This is a genomic window from Pseudomonas sp. PDM10 (assembly GCF_014852295.1).
Classification (GTDB): Bacteria; Pseudomonadota; Gammaproteobacteria; order Pseudomonadales; family Pseudomonadaceae; genus Aquipseudomonas.
The window spans coordinates 16,217-30,522 of the sequence record NZ_JACVBJ010000007.1 but is presented as its reverse complement, the minus strand read 5'-3'; the positions used below and the strand labels follow the sequence as shown (position 1 = coordinate 30,522).

General features: G+C 60.9%; 13 protein-coding genes. 4 read left to right on the top strand and 9 right to left on the bottom strand.

The features are described from left to right. The first annotated feature begins 95 nt into the window (after window positions 1–95). Together IB252_RS23280 and IB252_RS23275 are read left to right on the top strand one after the other, a co-directional pair. Entirely contained in the window at window positions 96–494 is a 399-nt protein-coding gene (locus IB252_RS23280; RefSeq protein WP_111452473.1) for a GFA family protein, read from the top strand. 57 nt (window positions 495–551) lie between these two features. After that, window positions 552–953, top strand: a complete 402-nt coding sequence (locus IB252_RS23275) for a lysozyme inhibitor LprI family protein (RefSeq protein ID WP_192410401.1) — start codon at window positions 552–554, stop codon at window positions 951–953. A 138-nt stretch (window positions 954–1,091) separates the two neighbouring features. Here the strand turns inward: IB252_RS23275 and peaD are convergent, their stop codons facing one another. From peaD to peaA, 4 genes are all read right to left on the bottom strand, one after another. Then, window positions 1,092–2,210, bottom strand: coding sequence for a quinohemoprotein amine dehydrogenase subunit beta (gene peaD / locus IB252_RS23270; protein ID WP_192410400.1), 1,119 nt, complete (start codon window positions 2,208–2,210; stop codon window positions 1,092–1,094). A 22-nt stretch (window positions 2,211–2,232) separates the two neighbouring features. After that, entirely contained in the window at window positions 2,233–2,556 is a 324-nt protein-coding gene (gene qhpC / locus IB252_RS23265) for a quinohemoprotein amine dehydrogenase subunit gamma (RefSeq protein WP_008145336.1), read from the bottom strand. 1 nt (window position 2,557) lies between these two features. Continuing rightward, on the bottom strand, window positions 2,558–3,988 hold the full coding sequence (gene peaB, locus IB252_RS23260) for a quinohemoprotein amine dehydrogenase maturation protein (RefSeq protein WP_192410399.1): 1,431 nt from the start codon (window positions 3,986–3,988) through the stop codon (window positions 2,558–2,560). Window positions 3,989–4,069: 81 nt separating this feature from the next. Continuing rightward, window positions 4,070–5,650, bottom strand: coding sequence for a quinohemoprotein amine dehydrogenase subunit alpha (gene peaA, locus IB252_RS23255; protein WP_008145339.1), 1,581 nt, complete (start codon window positions 5,648–5,650; stop codon window positions 4,070–4,072). A gap of 344 nt (window positions 5,651–5,994) precedes the next feature. Between peaA and IB252_RS23250 the strand changes: the two genes are divergently transcribed. Next, entirely contained in the window at window positions 5,995–6,354 is a 360-nt protein-coding gene (locus IB252_RS23250; RefSeq protein ID WP_192410398.1) for a hypothetical protein, read from the top strand. A gap of 50 nt (window positions 6,355–6,404) precedes the next feature. On the opposite strand, the gene IB252_RS23245 is transcribed toward IB252_RS23250, so the two are convergent. Further along, entirely contained in the window at window positions 6,405–6,659 is a 255-nt protein-coding gene (locus IB252_RS23245) for a DUF1652 domain-containing protein (protein ID WP_046048402.1), read from the bottom strand. A gap of 274 nt (window positions 6,660–6,933) precedes the next feature. On the opposite strand from IB252_RS23245, the gene IB252_RS23240 reads away from it, so the two are divergent. Next, window positions 6,934–8,424, top strand: a complete 1,491-nt coding sequence (locus tag IB252_RS23240; RefSeq protein WP_192410397.1) for an aldehyde dehydrogenase family protein — start codon at window positions 6,934–6,936, stop codon at window positions 8,422–8,424. 137 nt (window positions 8,425–8,561) lie between these two features. Here IB252_RS23240 and IB252_RS23235 read toward each other — a convergent pair whose 3' ends face one another. From IB252_RS23235 to IB252_RS23220, 4 genes are read right to left on the bottom strand one after another with little or no spacing between them, the layout of a single operon-like run. After that, on the bottom strand, window positions 8,562–9,851 hold the full coding sequence (locus IB252_RS23235) for an FAD-dependent monooxygenase (RefSeq protein WP_192410396.1): 1,290 nt from the start codon (window positions 9,849–9,851) through the stop codon (window positions 8,562–8,564). After that, a complete protein-coding gene (locus IB252_RS23230; RefSeq protein ID WP_192410395.1) occupies window positions 9,848–10,525 on the bottom strand; it encodes a S8 family serine peptidase in 678 nt (225 codons plus the stop codon). Before IB252_RS23230 ends, IB252_RS23235 begins: the two co-directional genes overlap by 4 nt. Further along, window positions 10,515–12,233: an ABC transporter ATP-binding protein gene (locus IB252_RS23225; RefSeq protein WP_192410394.1), complete on the bottom strand. Its 1,719-nt coding sequence runs from the start codon at window positions 12,231–12,233 to the stop codon at window positions 10,515–10,517. The genes IB252_RS23230 and IB252_RS23225 overlap by 11 nt, the downstream gene beginning before the upstream one ends. Then, window positions 12,233–14,137: a sigma-54-dependent Fis family transcriptional regulator gene (locus IB252_RS23220; RefSeq protein WP_192410393.1), complete on the bottom strand. Its 1,905-nt coding sequence runs from the start codon at window positions 14,135–14,137 to the stop codon at window positions 12,233–12,235. The genes IB252_RS23225 and IB252_RS23220 overlap by 1 nt, the downstream gene beginning before the upstream one ends. Window positions 14,138–14,306: the final 169 nt, after the last annotated feature.

Here is a 14,306-nt window from a genome sequence, read left to right as displayed (position 1 = left end):
AAACTCAGCGCCCGAAACTGCTAACGTTCAGGACGAAGTTGACTCAGACAAGGACGATTCATGCAGCTTCACCCTCACGCAATCAGGAGCACGCGATGAATAGCCTGTATGGCAGCTGCTTGTGCAAAGCCATCGAGTACGAACTCGATAGCCTCGACATGCCCATCAGTCATTGCCACTGCCAAACCTGTCGCAAGGCACACGCGGCGGCATTCGCCTCGACAGCCGGGGTCATGCGCGAACATTTTCGCTGGACCAAAGGCCAGGACCGCCTGAGCAGTTACGAATCGTCACCGGGCAAACTTCGGCATTTCTGTTCAGTCTGCGGTTCACACTTGATGGCTGAACGCTTGGCCCAACCCCACGTCATTGTTCGTGTGGCGACACTGGACGATGACCCGCAAATGACGCCTCAGGCGCATATCTGGACGACACATGACGTGCCGTGGCTTGCTTATGAATCGATTAAAAAATGCCCTGAATGGCAAACATAAAGGGTCGAATACGGCACTAAACTGCATCCCAACTTTCCTGTCTCAGCGAGAATCCCCATGCACCCACGCTTTCTTCTGGCACTGACGCCTCTGCTGTTCGCCACCGCCGCTTATGCTGCGGACTGCGACAACGCCGCCGATCAGGCGACGATGAATGAGTGCGCGGCGCAGCAGCACAAGACGGCGGACAAGGAGTTGAATGCGCTTTACCAGCAGATCAATGAGCGTTTGAAGAGCAACCCCGACAGCAAAAAGCTGCTGATCGGGGCGCAGCGTTCGTGGATTGCGTTTCGGGATGCCGAGTGCAAGTTCTCGAGCGCCGGGGTGGAAGGCGGGAGTGTGTATCCGCTGATCTACAGCAACTGTGTCACTGAGTTGACCAAGGCGCGGGTGGAGACTTTCAAGAACTACTTGAAGTGTCAGGAGGGGGAGTTGAGTTGCCCGGTGCCTGGGGCTTGATGCTTGGGTGCCTTTGAGGGCCTCTTCGCGGGCAAGCCCGCTCCCACAGTGGATCTGCGTCGTACACAAGGTTTGTGTTCAACATAGATCCATGTGGGAGCGGGCTTGCCCGCGAAGGCGGCAGTTCAAGCACCGAGGTTATCGGACAAATATCTGCGCAGTCGTGATCGCCATATCCCCACCCGGCAACTTGATATTGCCGATCTGCTTCATGCTCTCGGGATCAAAAATCGCCACATCGTTAAACGTCCCCGCCAGATAAATCTTGCTGCCGTCCTTGTTGAACGAAATGCAGTAGTAGGAATGATCCAGCGTCGCTGCCTGGAGCATTTTCTTCTCCTTGATGTCGTACTTCGCCAAACGGTTGAGCACGCCGAACATCAGGTTCGGATCCTTCGGCGAGCGCATGCCGCTGAAGTAGATTTCCGTCAGAGGGCCGAAGTCGGTGGTTTCGGTCTTGCCGGTTTTCAGGTCGATGCTGAACAGCCCGTAAAGGTACTCGGCGGTCAAGGGGTCCTGTTTCTTGTCCTTGAATTTCGCCGCGGTGTAGAGCAGCGAGAAGTCATGGCGATAAGTCTGCTGGTTCCACACGTAGAGTACGTCCGGCGCGCTGTAGCCAGGACGCTTCCAGTGACGGCTGGGGATCAGCACGTCGAACTTTCCGGTCTTCACATCGACCTTGTAGACGTCCGCCCCGGCCACGTACAGCGTGCCGTCGTCACCACTCTGCATGATCGTCAGCTGCCGTGGCGCCGGGAAACTGCGCACGGGTTTGGCGTCCATGCCGGCGTCGGTGGCGTACACATCGAGCCGCGGTTGCTGCACTTCATAGCGGTCATTGAGCATCAACGTCGGGTTGGCAATGGTGAACAATTCCTTGCCGTCGTGGCTGAGGGTGAAGGCGAACATGGACCTCGCTTTCTCCCCCGGTTTCTGGGTGATGCTGGCGTGAAACACCTGCTTGCAGCTGTCGATTTCAACGCCGTAGACATCCGCGTAGTGATTGTTCAACACGTAGGCGGTCTTGCGGTCCGGCGACAACTGAACGGTGCCGGGACCGAAGGCATCCGGCATCTTGCAGGTCTTGAACAAGGTGTCGGTGGCCAGGTCGATGACGTGCAGGTTGTTCGGGTAATTGGTGGTCAACATGTACTCGTGACCGTCTTGCAGCGCAGTGTTTTCGTCGGCCAGAACAGTGAGTGAACAGGTACTCAGGACGGCGAATGCGGCCAGGCCGCAGGCTTTGATATTACGCATGCTGGAATCCTTCTCTGTCCGATTACTTGTCTTTTGGAAAGACAGTCCCGAGGTTGCGCCAGTTTTCATTGGACGCCTGGGCATCCTTGTTCCAGTCCGGGTAGGTGCTCATCATGTCGGGCACCTGGGCCGGCCACCAGCAAGGGTCGGAACAACCGTAAAGATCGGCTTCCATCGGCTGGCACAGCGACGACACACCGCCAAAGGCGTCGATTTCCCAACCCGGGTCGGTGGTCGAGGCGCAGCCGGCGACGGAACTCATCGCCACCACTTCTTCGATGCGGTTTTCGGCCGCGGCCTCATCGAGTTTCAGCGCTTTATTATTGATTGCCTTGAGATGTTTCATATCAGTGAGCCTTGCGCGGAGTGATGTAGCTGCTGATAAACGCAGGGTTGTGGGCCATGATCCGGGTGTAGACCTCGATGCCGAAGTCGACCCAGTCACGCATCAGTTCGCAGTAGTGATAGGTCGGGTGGGTCGGGTCGCCGTAACGGGCGTAGCTCTCGTGATAGCAGCCGCCGGAGCAGAGGTTGCGGATCTGGCAGTCCTCGCAACCGGTGTTGGTACGGTCCAGGCGTTGGGACAGGAAGTCGTTCAACTCCACCTGCTTCACACCGCTGTGGACGTTGCCGAAGGTCGGCAGGCTCGAACCGGTAAAGCGGTGGCACAGATTCAATTCGCCCTTGTGATCCACCGCCAGCATCTTCAGGCCCGCGCCGCAAGGCAGGGCTTTTTTGTGGCCTTCGTGGATGTCGGTGATCAGCTGGTGCAGGTTGGAGAAACCGATATTGCGGTGTTCCAGCGCCGCTTCCAGATAACGCCGGCCGAGTTTCTTCATGTTGGCGAAGACTTCGATCAGCTCATCGCTGGACAGGTTGAAGGTGCTGATGTCGCCGGAGGTCACCGGGGCAAAGCCGACTTCGGCAAAACCCAGTTCATTGAACAGGTGATCCCAGATGGTTTCGACGTCGGTGACGCCGGTGGTCAGGGTCACGCGGGCACCGACCGGACGACTGTTGTAGCGCGACAGCAGCATTTCAGCCTTGCGCCGCACCACGTCGTACGTGCCCTGCCCGCCCACGGTAATGCGGTTGCGGTCGTGCACGGTTTTCGGTCCGTCGATACTGACTGACAGGCCGAAACGGTGGGCGTTGAGGTAGTCCACGGTCTCTTCGGTGAGCAGCGTCGCGTTGGTGGTCATGACGAACTCGACGAACTTGCCCGCCTCGCGGAAACGCTTCTCGCAATAGTCGACCATGTACTCGATCAGCTTGCGATTACTCAGCGGTTCACCGCCGAAAAACACCACGGTGAAACGTTCTTCATCCGGGGACTCACGCAGCAGCATTTCCACTGACGCAATAGCCGTTTCGACGTCCATTTTCTTGCCGGCCGACGGTTTGTCCAGGTCTTCCTTGTAGCAGTAGGTGCAGCTCAGATTGCAGCCGGTGTTGACGTTGAGCACCACGGTATTGATCGCCGTGCGCTCGACGCGTTTGGTGCCAATGTCGGGGGTCAGCGGCGAGCCGTCGCTGACCAGCTCCAAGGCCATCAACTCGCGCAGGGTCTCGGTGATTTCTTCACCGTTGAAGCGCGCGGCCAAGCGCTGGATCAGGTCCTCGGATGAACAGCCGGGACCGCGCAAGGTATCGATGATGGTGCCGGTCAGCTCATCGCTGGCGAACAGCGAACTGCTGGGGATGTGAAACAGCATGCGGTCGGCATCGACGTGCACTTCGTGCAGATTCCGCTCGACCAGATTCAAAATAGCGCCCATTGCAACCTCCTGTGCAAACCCCGTTCTACGGGGCCTGCGGTCATTCCGAAAAGTGTCTGAAATCCGACGGGATCGGCCAACTCATGGAATGGGTGGATTGTTCCAGCGTTGCACGGTGACGATCATGTGGCCTTCGCCGCTCAGGGATTTCCCTGCATCGTCGACGGCGGCGATCACCTTGAGATTGCCGGCATTGTTGGTGGACATTTTGCGCTGCGGGTTTGGCCCGGCATCGCCCGGTGTGAACACGCCGCTGTCAGCCTGCATGGTGCCGGCGAACTTGACGTCCTCGTCTTCCTTGGCGCGGTCGTCGAACGCTTCGACCGACCACTGCGCCGGGAACACGCCGATGCGATACGGCTTGCCGTCGGTGCCCTTGCCCCAGGCTTCGGCATCAAAACGGCCCTGGACTTTCGGCGTCGAACCACCGCCCTCGCCGATCCGCGCCACCGAGAACTCGGGCACGACTTTGACTTCGGCGATTTTGCTGTAGACCGACAGGGTCGGGCCTTTCAGCGTGCCGACGGTGACATTGCGCAGACCCGGTTGGGCATTGGCGGCGGCCTTGAGTTTGACCTTGATGCGCTCCGGGCTCTGCTCGATGACTTCGACCACTTCCACGCCTTTGCCGAAGTTCGGTTTGCCGGTGAGACCGCTGCCGACAAGGGTCACTTCAGTTTCAGCGCCAGCCTTCAGATAACCCGGCTGCACCGCCAGCAAACGGCTGCTGCCTTGCTTGGCGGCGACGAAGTCCAGGCCCCGCTCATCGTGCTCGGCCTCGAACATCCGGCCCTGCATGGCATTGCCTTGGGCGGCGAACACCTGGCGCATGGTTACGCCGTCGATGGTCACGTTGCCGCGCCATTCGTAGCCGGTGTAGAGAATCGCACTGCCATCGCCGTTGAATGGGCTGCCGTCGGCGTATTGGCCTTTGACGCTGACCTTGAACGTGTCGCTGCCATCGGCCGTGACGCTCATCACGCCGGCCAATTCACCTTTGCCCGGCAAGTGGCCGCTGAAGCTCCAGTCGCCCACCAGCGCTTCGGCTTTGGGCGCGCTGCTCAGCCATTTTTTCCAGGCCGGGTTGTCCAGCGGATAACGTTTGGCCAGCAGCGGCACCATGTCTTTTCGAGCAAGGTCGAACCAGTCGCGGTCGCGAGCCAGCGCCTGGTATTCCAGGGACGGCCATTGGCCGAGGTGGAAGTTCACCAGACGCTCCCATTCCTGGGCCGGGCGTCGTTGCAGCGCGACCCGCGCACCGGAGTGGCAGCGGCCGCACATCTGGCTGGTCTGGTCGTCGAACTTCTCGACGGTATTGAGTCGACGCTCCAGCGCATAACGCACGCCATCGGTCTCGCTTGGGGCCAGGCCCTGGGTGTCGGCCAGGTATTTGACCAGGGTGCGGCGGTCGTCATCGCTGATCTGCAAACCGTGCATGGTTTGCATGCGGGCGATGCTCATCAGCCAGCCTTCCGGCGTTTTACGCTGGTGACTGATGCGGCTCAGGGCGTTATCGGCTTCAGGGGTATGACAGCCCTGACAGGTTTCCTTGAGGATGGTCTGAGCGTCGCGGGCTGCCAGGCTGTAAGGCGAATGCAGCGCCACACAAGCGGCCACGGCCAGCAGACTGGCACTCAGGCCTGATCGGAGTTTTCTCTTCATCAACGTCGAACCTCGCACGGTGCTTTCTTATTTTTGTGGCTTATCGTTTTTATGGTTTCTGCCGTCGGCGGCGCACCGCTGACGGAGGCAAGAGAAACGTCTGCAATGAGCAATACACGGAGCGTGCCAGCTTGCCGATTAGCTTTTTAATCAATGAGTTACGAGAAAATCAATACGTTGCGACAGCGCTGAACGAGATCACCTGCGTCTAATATCGCGACAGGTGTTGCAGTCTGAGACAAGCATAGATGGCCTGACCGGAACAGCTCATCGGCCGACGATTGACGTCGCTCCCCTGCAAGCGCGAAATGGTTGTTCACCGATTGCCACCAGGGGATAAAAACATGGCAAGCATCACTGTCCTGGCGGGGGACTTTCTGCAGGGTGATGGAGAATACAGAGACGGCGTTTTCACCCTCAGGACGTCGCTTCACCCATGGCCCGGCATTACCCTCCCGCTCTCATCGTTCAAGAGCATGGAAGTGGCCAACGAGGATTCGATCAACAACATCAAGGATGCCATCGGCTTTGGCGTGGCCGGGGCCATGCTGTTGGGGCCCATCGGTGCAATTGCCGGATTCATGCTGGCCGGCAAGGAAACCGAAGTGACCTTTCTGGCGACGCTCAAGGACGACCGAAAGCTGTTGGCTGCCGTGGATGGCGACACGTTCGAGGAAATTACCCGGAAGTTTGCAGCAGCCTGAACAATCGGCGCGGGCCGCACCGTCTTCCAACGGTGCGGCGTGACGCCGGTTCAGATGTCATAGGTGGGGGGAACGCTTTTGTGTACATCGATCTCGTGCTGCATGTCCGCCACCAGCGACGCGATCGCATGGGGACTGTCCAGTGTCCAGAGGGGAACGTGGGTGGCCACTATATCCACTTTGCCGGTCATGCAGTCGCAGACCCGAATCGTCAGGGACTGGTCCGCCGCCATGGTGCAGGTACAAACGGACGGCAGAAAACTGTGTTCAATGATGTTTTGAATTTCCAGGGTTGAAAGGAACATCGTTACCTCCCTCACGCCAGATGTATTGACGGATGAACGGTCCGTCACTTCACCCACCGATCCAGAAAAGTCTAGCCCTCAATAATGGGTACCTCAAGGTCGCAACCCGGTTGCTCGTCGTCTCATAGCTGTCGCAATTTGCAACATTCTCACAGCACCAGCGATTCCCTTGAGTGCCCCAAAACCCCGCCGACCAAGGGCGGTCCTGCCTTTGCGGGCACTTGGCACAGCCATTGCGAAAGCCCTGTTCTCACGAACAACAAGAGGCCTCGCCATGTCGCTCCCTTATCTGCTTCCTGCCACCTCGGCGTTCATCCAGCGCCCCCCACGCATGCTCATCGGCGGCGACTGGGTCGAGGCCGCCGACGGCCAGACCATGTCCCTGCACAACCCGGCCACCGGCGAAGTGCTGTGCGTAGTGCCGCGGGCCACGCCTGAGGATGTCGACCGCGCCGTGCTCGCCGCCCGTCAGGCCTTCGATGATTCGACCTGGACCCGTACCCGACCTCGGGAGCGGCAGAACCTGCTGTGGAAACTCGCCGACCTGATGGAACGCGACGCCGAACTGCTGGCGCAACTGGAATGCCTGAACAACGGCAAAAGTGCGGCGGTGGCCCAGGTGATGGACGTGCAACTGTCCATCGACTTCCTGCGCTACATGGCCGGTTGGGCGACCAAGATCGAAGGTTCCAGCGTTGAAGTGTCGTTGCCGTTGATGCCCAACGATCAATTCCACAGTTTCATCCGTCGCGAAGCGGTGGGCGTGGTCGGCGCCATCGTCGCCTGGAACTTCCCGCTGCTGCTGGCCTGCTGGAAACTCGGCCCGGCCCTGGCCACCGGTTGCACCGTGGTGCTCAAACCCGCCGACGAAACCCCGCTGACCGCGTTGAAACTCGCCGAACTGGTGCTGGAAGCCGGTTATCCCGAAGGCGTATTCAACGTGGTCACCGGCACCGGCATCACTGCCGGTTCCGCCCTGACCCACAATCCGCTGGTGGATAAGCTGACCTTCACCGGCTCCACCGCCGTGGGCAAGCAGATCGGCAAGATCGCCATGGATTCCATGACCCGGGTGACCCTGGAACTGGGCGGTAAATCACCGACCATCGTCATGGCCGACGCCGACTTGAAGACTGCCGCAGCCGGCGCCGCCAGCGCGATTTTCTTCAATCAGGGCCAGGTGTGCTGCGCAGGTTCCAGGCTGTATGTGCAGCGTAAGCATTTCGACAATGTGGTGGCGGACATTGCCGACATCGCCAATGCCATGAAGCTCGGTAACGGCATGGACCCGAGTGTCGACATGGGCCCGCTGATCTCCGCGCGTCAGCAGGAGCGGGTTTACGGGTACATCGAAAAGGGCCGGGAAAGTGGCGCGACGATCGCCTGTGGTGGTGAGCAGTTCGGGCCGGGGTTCTTCGTTAAACCGACGGTGATCGTCGATGTCGATCAGAAACACTCATTAGTGCAGGAAGAGATCTTCGGGCCGGTGCTGGTGGCGATTCCGTTCGATGATGAAGCCGATGCGTTGCGCATGGCCAATGACAGTCCGTATGGGCTTGGGGCGAGTATCTGGTCGAACGATCTGGCGGCGGTGCACCGGATGATTCCGCGGATCAAGTCGGGTTCAGTGTGGGTGAACTGCCACAGCGCGCTGGACCCGGCGTTACCGTTTGGTGGGTACAAGATGTCCGGGGTGGGGCGCGAGATGGGGTATGCGGCGATTGAGCATTACACCGAGTTGAAATCGGTGTTGATCAAGTTGTAATTGCGGCGCCCTCCGGGCCGCCTTCGCGGGCAAGCCCGCTCCCACAGGGTTTTATGGTGAAGCTACCATCTGCGGCACACACCAATCACTGTGGGAGCGGGCTTGCTCGCGAAGGGGCCAGCCCCGTCGCCCCAATCTCAGGGTTTGAAGCCTTGCGACAGTAACCAACTGCGAACCACCCTTCCCTGCTCCACAGTCAACCCCGCCAACGCCCGTTCGGCCGGTTCGGTCCGCAACCGCCGCACCAACGGCGCCAACTCAACCCCTTGCACATGCCAGATCCCCAGCGGCTGATCCGCCGTAATCACCACCTCGGCTTCATCCACAAAACCATCTTTCAACACCGGCGCACGCTCAATCCTCAGTGAGGAAAAATCCGCCTCGGCATGCGCCACTTCAGCATCCGGCCACTGCCGCCGTGCAAGCCAGAATGGCTGCTGCATCCAACGCTGCTCATCGGCATAAAAATCCCGCCCGATCCGCGCAAAACGCAAAAACAACTGCTCCACCCGTTGCTGATGAAAGCGCTGAGCCAACGCCGCTCGCTCGGGTTTACGCAACAACGTGTTGATCACCGTTGGCGCCTGTAACGCCGAGGACAAGGACTGAAAAATCCCATTGCCCGACAGCGGATCCACCGCCATCGCTGCATCGCCTACCCGAATCCAGTGATCGCCACACACCTGCGGGCACAGAATCGCCGTGCTGCTACGGGCATGCAGCTGTAGATCGACCTCAGGCTCGACACCGAAAAACGCCCGGGCCAACGCCGAGCCTTGGCGTCGTTGGCGACAATACTCGAGCAACTGCGCCTTGCCCGGCAATTCAGCACTGGCCACGTCCACGGTCCATTGCCAATAACACTGACCGTCCGCTCGCCGGGCCATCCAGGCCCAGCCGTCCTCAAGACTTTCCACCGCGCTGGCGGTGCTGCCCGGCGTGCCTTGCCAGCGATTGAGCAGGCTGACCGTCTCCGGCCCGCGCAGGCCTTTGCCAAGCGCCGGCGCCTGACGCCCGCGCGCCTCAACCAGAAAATCCGCCAGCAGCGCCTCGCGCCCTTCGACCTCGATCCGATGCCCCGAAGCCGATGACTGCACCGTCAGCACACGGCCTTCGATCAGCTCAACGCCCGCTAGGCGCAAATCTTCACGCAAGCCTCGATCAAAGCTCGGGCGATCCAGTAAAAATTCGATGTTCTGCGCATGCTGCTGGCCGTTCCATGACACCTGTCTTTGGGACGGCAGCGCCGCATCCGCCAAGGCTTGATGAAGCCCGGCGCCACGCAAGGCCTCCAGCACCCGAATCGAAACGCCCTCCAGCGCCGCAAATCGCCGCCATTCGCTGACCAGCGTCACCGGATAACCGAGCCGACGCAAACCCAAGGCAACCGCCGCTCCCGCTGGCCCTGCGCCAAGAATCAAAATCATGCTCCGAAGCGCCGTTCAGGGCCGCGATAGCGGGCGTTTTCTCGCAGCCATTCGATGACCTGTTCGTTGCTCGCCTCAGGATGTTCAACCAGGAAACCCGCGATGTGCCCGCTCAACGCCGCACAGCCGAGACTGGCGCCGGACTGCCCCGGATAGGTGCCATGCACACACGCGGCGAAATCCGCTTGAGCGCTGTTGAGCCACGACCATTCCTGTTCAGCGCAACGTGCATCGCCAGTGACTCGCAGCACCTGTGGATAATTCGCCGGAAACACGCCCTCGCCCTGCGCCGGGCTGGACGCAGACAGCAAAACACCGCGCGCTACCGCCGCGGCACAGGCTTCACGCAACAGGCTGCGATCCTGACGCAGACCGAGGCTCAAATTGATCAGCCGAACGTCCTGCGCCACCAGCCAGTCAATCGCCGTGGCGATCTGCAACGCGCTGGTGACCCCACGCTGGTCGAACACCTGAGCCACGCAAAATACCGCCGAAGGCGCCCGTCGACCGATGGCCTCGATCACCGCGCTGCCGTGGCCCAGCGGATCGTCGCGCAAGTCGCTTTCGGCCAGGCCATCCGCCAGCAACGAAAAGCGCCGCCCGGCGACCACTTGCACCCGCTGTGCCGCCGAGTGACCACTGTCCACCACGCCAATTCGCAGTTCAGGCTTCATGCAGCACCGTTTTTGAAGTGAGCACGCCGTCGAGCAATTCAAAGCGCAAATCGGCATCCGCCAACGTCGAAGGACGGTGGCTGATGAGGATTCGCGTACGCCCGGCAAACAGTCGATCGATGGCTTCGATGACTTCGCGCTCGGTGGCTTCATCCACCGCCGAGGTCGCTTCGTCCAGCACCAGAATCAACGGATCCTGCAACAGCGCCCGGGCGATGGCGATGCGCTGTTTCTGCCCGCCGGACAACTGCTGACCGCGTTCGCCCAACGGGCTGTCGAGGCCTTCGGGCAAGGATTCGATCAGGCTGTCGAGTTGCGCCAGCCGCGCCACTTCGGCAATCGCTTCACGGCTGGCGTCCGGCACCGCGTAGGCGAGGTTGTCGGCGAGGCTGCCGCGAAACAGCACGATGTCCTGACTGACCACCGCAATCCGCCGACGCAGCTGGAACAGATCCAGTTCCCGCAGATCAACCTCTCCCAGCAACACCCGGCCGGACTGCGGATCGTGGTGCCGTTGCAGCAGGTCGATCAGGGTCGATTTACCGACCCCGGAGCCGCCGCTCAGGGCGACTTTCAAACCGTAGGGAATTCGCGCTTCGATGCCGCGCAGGGTCGTCGGGCGACCGGGATGGCTGAAGTGCACATCGTCGAAACGCAGTTCGCCAGAGGTCGGCATCGGTTGCGGCGTAACCGGTGTAAGAACGGTCGGTTCTTCGCCGCGCAATTCCATCACGCGCCCGAGGCTGACGGTCATTCGCTGGACCGCGACATAGAGACCCAGCAAGCTCTGTACCGGTCCGACGGCCATGCCCAGATAGGTGGAAAACGCGATCAGCGCGCCCAGTTGCCAGGTTCCCTGCACCACCCAATATCCGCCGATCAGGAACGCACAGGCACGGGACAGCGACGTCAGTGTGCCCGGCACCGCCTGGGTGAAAAACTCGGTGACTTGCAGGCGCAGCAACTGGCTCATGTAGCCTTGGCCCAGCGCCTCCAGACGCCGCGATTCACGCTGTTGCTGGCCGGCGGACTGGATGAATTTCATCACCGGCAAGGTCTCGACCATGAACGAGGACATGTCCGCCGAGCGCTCGCGCAATTGCCGCACATCGCGCTCGACCTTGCGCCGCATCCAGCGCAGCCAAAGTACGTCGAGGGGAATCAGCACCAGCGCCAGCAGCGAGAGTTTCCACGACAGGGTCAGCAGCATCGCCACGGCGCAGACCAGACCGATCACGCTCGACACCGCCGAGAACAACGAGTCCACGGCAAAACGCTGGATCTCCGCAACGTCGCCATCGAGGCGCGACATCAGGTCACCGATTCGGCGCTGTCCGTAGAAACTCGGCGAGAGGGTTTGCAGATGTCGATAGAGGTCGTCGCGCAGGGCAAACAGAATCCGCCCGGACAGTCGCGTGTGCAGGTAACGGTTGATCCCCGACAGCCCCGTTCCGAGCAGCCCGGCCACGATCATCAACCCGGCGATCAGCACCAGCATCGGAAAATTGCGCGCCAGCAGGCCATCGTCGATCAGTAGTTTGGTCAGCCAAGGCTGGACCAACACCAGCAACGAGGCGCAGACCGATAACCCGAGCAACCCGGCAATCGCCAGACGATGGGGCCGTACGAAGCTGTAGAGCCAGCGCAACGCCGCTTGCAGGGCTTCGGGGTTTTGGCTGTCGATCAGCCGAACGATCAAGCGCTGCATCACGAGCGCAACTGTTTGAGCTTGCGATACAAGGTCGCGCGGCTGATGCCCAAGGCGTCGGCGGCGGCCGAGACGTTGCCCTGGTGAGTGTCCAGGGACTGGCGAATCAGCTCCAGTTCGTTTTCACGAATGCTGCCGGCCTGAGGCCGTTCGGTGGCGCTCAACTCGTCGAGCATGCTGTCGGGCAAGTGGTCGAGGGTGAGTACCGTGTCCCCCGGCTCGCGCATGGCCAGTGCCGTGCGTAAAACCATTTCCAGTTGGCGAATATTGCCCGGCCAGTGATAGCCGCCGAGCAAGCGGTTCAAATCGTCATGCAGGACCATCGTCGGCGCATCCAGTTTGGCCAGCAGTCGAGTGACCAGGCCGCTGAAATCCTCACGTTCGCGCAGAGCCGGGAGCATCACGCTGATGCCGTTGACCCGATAAAACAGGTCCTCGCGGAAGTGTTTTTCTTCGACCAGTCGCTTGAGGTCGCGGTGGGTGGCGCAGATCAGTGCGACGTCGATGTCTTGCTCTTCGCCGGCGCCCAACGGAGCCACTTTACGGTCCTGCAACACCCGCAGCAGACGGGCCTGCAAGGCCAGCGGCATGTCGCCGATTTCATCGAGAAACAAGGTGCCGCCATGGGCCTGTTGCAGCCGACCGATCATGCCGCCGCGACGGGAGCCGGTGAATGCGCCTTCGCGGTAGCCGAACAATTCCGACTCGATCAGGCCTTCGGGGATCGCCGCGCAGTTCACCGCGACGAAGGGCTTATCGCAACGGGCTCCGGCCATATGCAGGGCGCGGGCGATGACTTCCTTACCGGTGCCGGTTTCACCCAGCAGCAACACTGGCAGCTCATTGGCCAGGCCTTGACGGGCCATGCGCAAGGCTCGGGCATAACGGACATTGCTGCCGGCCAGGGATTCGAGATCCGGTTGTGCTTTGGCGGTTTTCGCTGGGCTGCGCGGTGGCGTGCTGACGTTGATCGAACGCTGCGGCGCACGCAGGGTTTTGTAGAAGAACTCGCCTTTGGCCGTTTGCAGACTGCCGACACCGCCCTGATGCAGACGCGACAGAAGTTGCAGGCTATCGACGCCCAGAAACTCTTCACAGCGTCGACCGACCAGCGCCGAGCGCTCGGCGTGGAGCAACTGACAGGCCTGGGCGCTGACCGCGAGAATCTGCCCGCCAAGGCTCACTGCCAACAAGCCCTGCCAAGGGGATTCGAGGTATTGCCGACGGCTGTGGAAGGCCAGGACGATCTCGTCCGGATAACTGGCGTTGAACACCCGGCTTTCGATCTGGCTGACGGCCATGGCCAGCAACGCAGTGCTGTCGTGAACGCGGCCGAGCGGACCTTCGCGGGTCAGATCGAGTACGCCGAGGATGTCGCCCTGCGGACAATGGATCGGCACCGAGGTGCAGGAGAAATCGGTCAGGCGATCGAGGTAATGTTCGCCGCAATCGATCATCGTTGGCCGGGCCTCCACCAGTGCGGTGCCCAGCGCGTTGGTGCCGCGAGCGGCTTCGCTCCAGCAGGCGCCGAGGGTGATGTCTTGCAGGCCGCTGCCCTTGAGGCGATCGGCGCGGCCTTCGACAGCGAGAATGGTGGCGTCGGAATTGGCGAGGATGATCAGCCCTTCCTTGCCCTGACGTTCGGCCAGGTAATCGATGGCCGGCAATGCCGCATCGATCAGCAGCCGATTGCTCGCTAACAGCACGTCGAGGCTCGCGCTCGATTCCAGCGCCAGCTCGTGCTTGGCATTGAAATGCACGCCATGGCTGAGGCTACGCCGCCACGACGCATCGATTTCCGCCCGCAACACGCCATCGGGGACTTCGCCCTCGAGATGGAGTTTTTCCCGGGCCAGCCGGGCTTCGCGGTGCAGCTTGGGAGGAGTTGTTTTTATTAGCGTCATCAAGCGCTCCGGATCGGTCCGCCCTGCGCTTATTCAAGATCAGCGCCCTGCCGCAATCTTTACGTTAACGTCAGGGCGATGGCAAGTGCCTTACAGCGCTTGTGTTCCGTCAGGTGGACCGAGTCATCGTTCTTCGCGAGCAAGCCCGCTCCCACAGTTGACCCGGTTG

Bases quoted from the DNA above. Each gene is read 5' to 3' on its own strand.
- IB252_RS23240 (WP_192410397.1), top strand. From the start codon at position 6,934: ATGTCGCTCCCTTATCTGCTTCCTGCCACCTCGGCGTTCATCCAGCGC.
- peaB (WP_192410399.1), bottom strand. From the start codon at position 3,988: ATGGGCGCTATTTTGAATCTGGTCGAGCGGAATCTGCACGAAGTGCAC.
- peaD (WP_192410400.1), bottom strand. From the start codon at position 2,210: ATGCGTAATATCAAAGCCTGCGGCCTGGCCGCATTCGCCGTCCTGAGT.
- peaA (WP_008145339.1), bottom strand. From the start codon at position 5,650: ATGAAGAGAAAACTCCGATCAGGCCTGAGTGCCAGTCTGCTGGCCGTG.
- IB252_RS23245 (WP_046048402.1), bottom strand. From the start codon at position 6,659: ATGTTCCTTTCAACCCTGGAAATTCAAAACATCATTGAACACAGTTTT.
- IB252_RS23250 (WP_192410398.1), top strand. From the start codon at position 5,995: ATGGCAAGCATCACTGTCCTGGCGGGGGACTTTCTGCAGGGTGATGGA.
- IB252_RS23225 (WP_192410394.1), bottom strand. From the start codon at position 12,233: ATGCAGCGCTTGATCGTTCGGCTGATCGACAGCCAAAACCCCGAAGCC.
- IB252_RS23275 (WP_192410401.1), top strand. From the start codon at position 552: ATGCACCCACGCTTTCTTCTGGCACTGACGCCTCTGCTGTTCGCCACC.
- IB252_RS23230 (WP_192410395.1), bottom strand. From the start codon at position 10,525: ATGAAGCCTGAACTGCGAATTGGCGTGGTGGACAGTGGTCACTCGGCG.
- IB252_RS23220 (WP_192410393.1), bottom strand. From the start codon at position 14,137: ATGACGCTAATAAAAACAACTCCTCCCAAGCTGCACCGCGAAGCCCGG.
- IB252_RS23235 (WP_192410396.1), bottom strand. From the start codon at position 9,851: ATGATTTTGATTCTTGGCGCAGGGCCAGCGGGAGCGGCGGTTGCCTTG.
- qhpC (WP_008145336.1), bottom strand. From the start codon at position 2,556: ATGAAACATCTCAAGGCAATCAATAATAAAGCGCTGAAACTCGATGAG.
- IB252_RS23280 (WP_111452473.1), top strand. From the start codon at position 96: ATGAATAGCCTGTATGGCAGCTGCTTGTGCAAAGCCATCGAGTACGAA.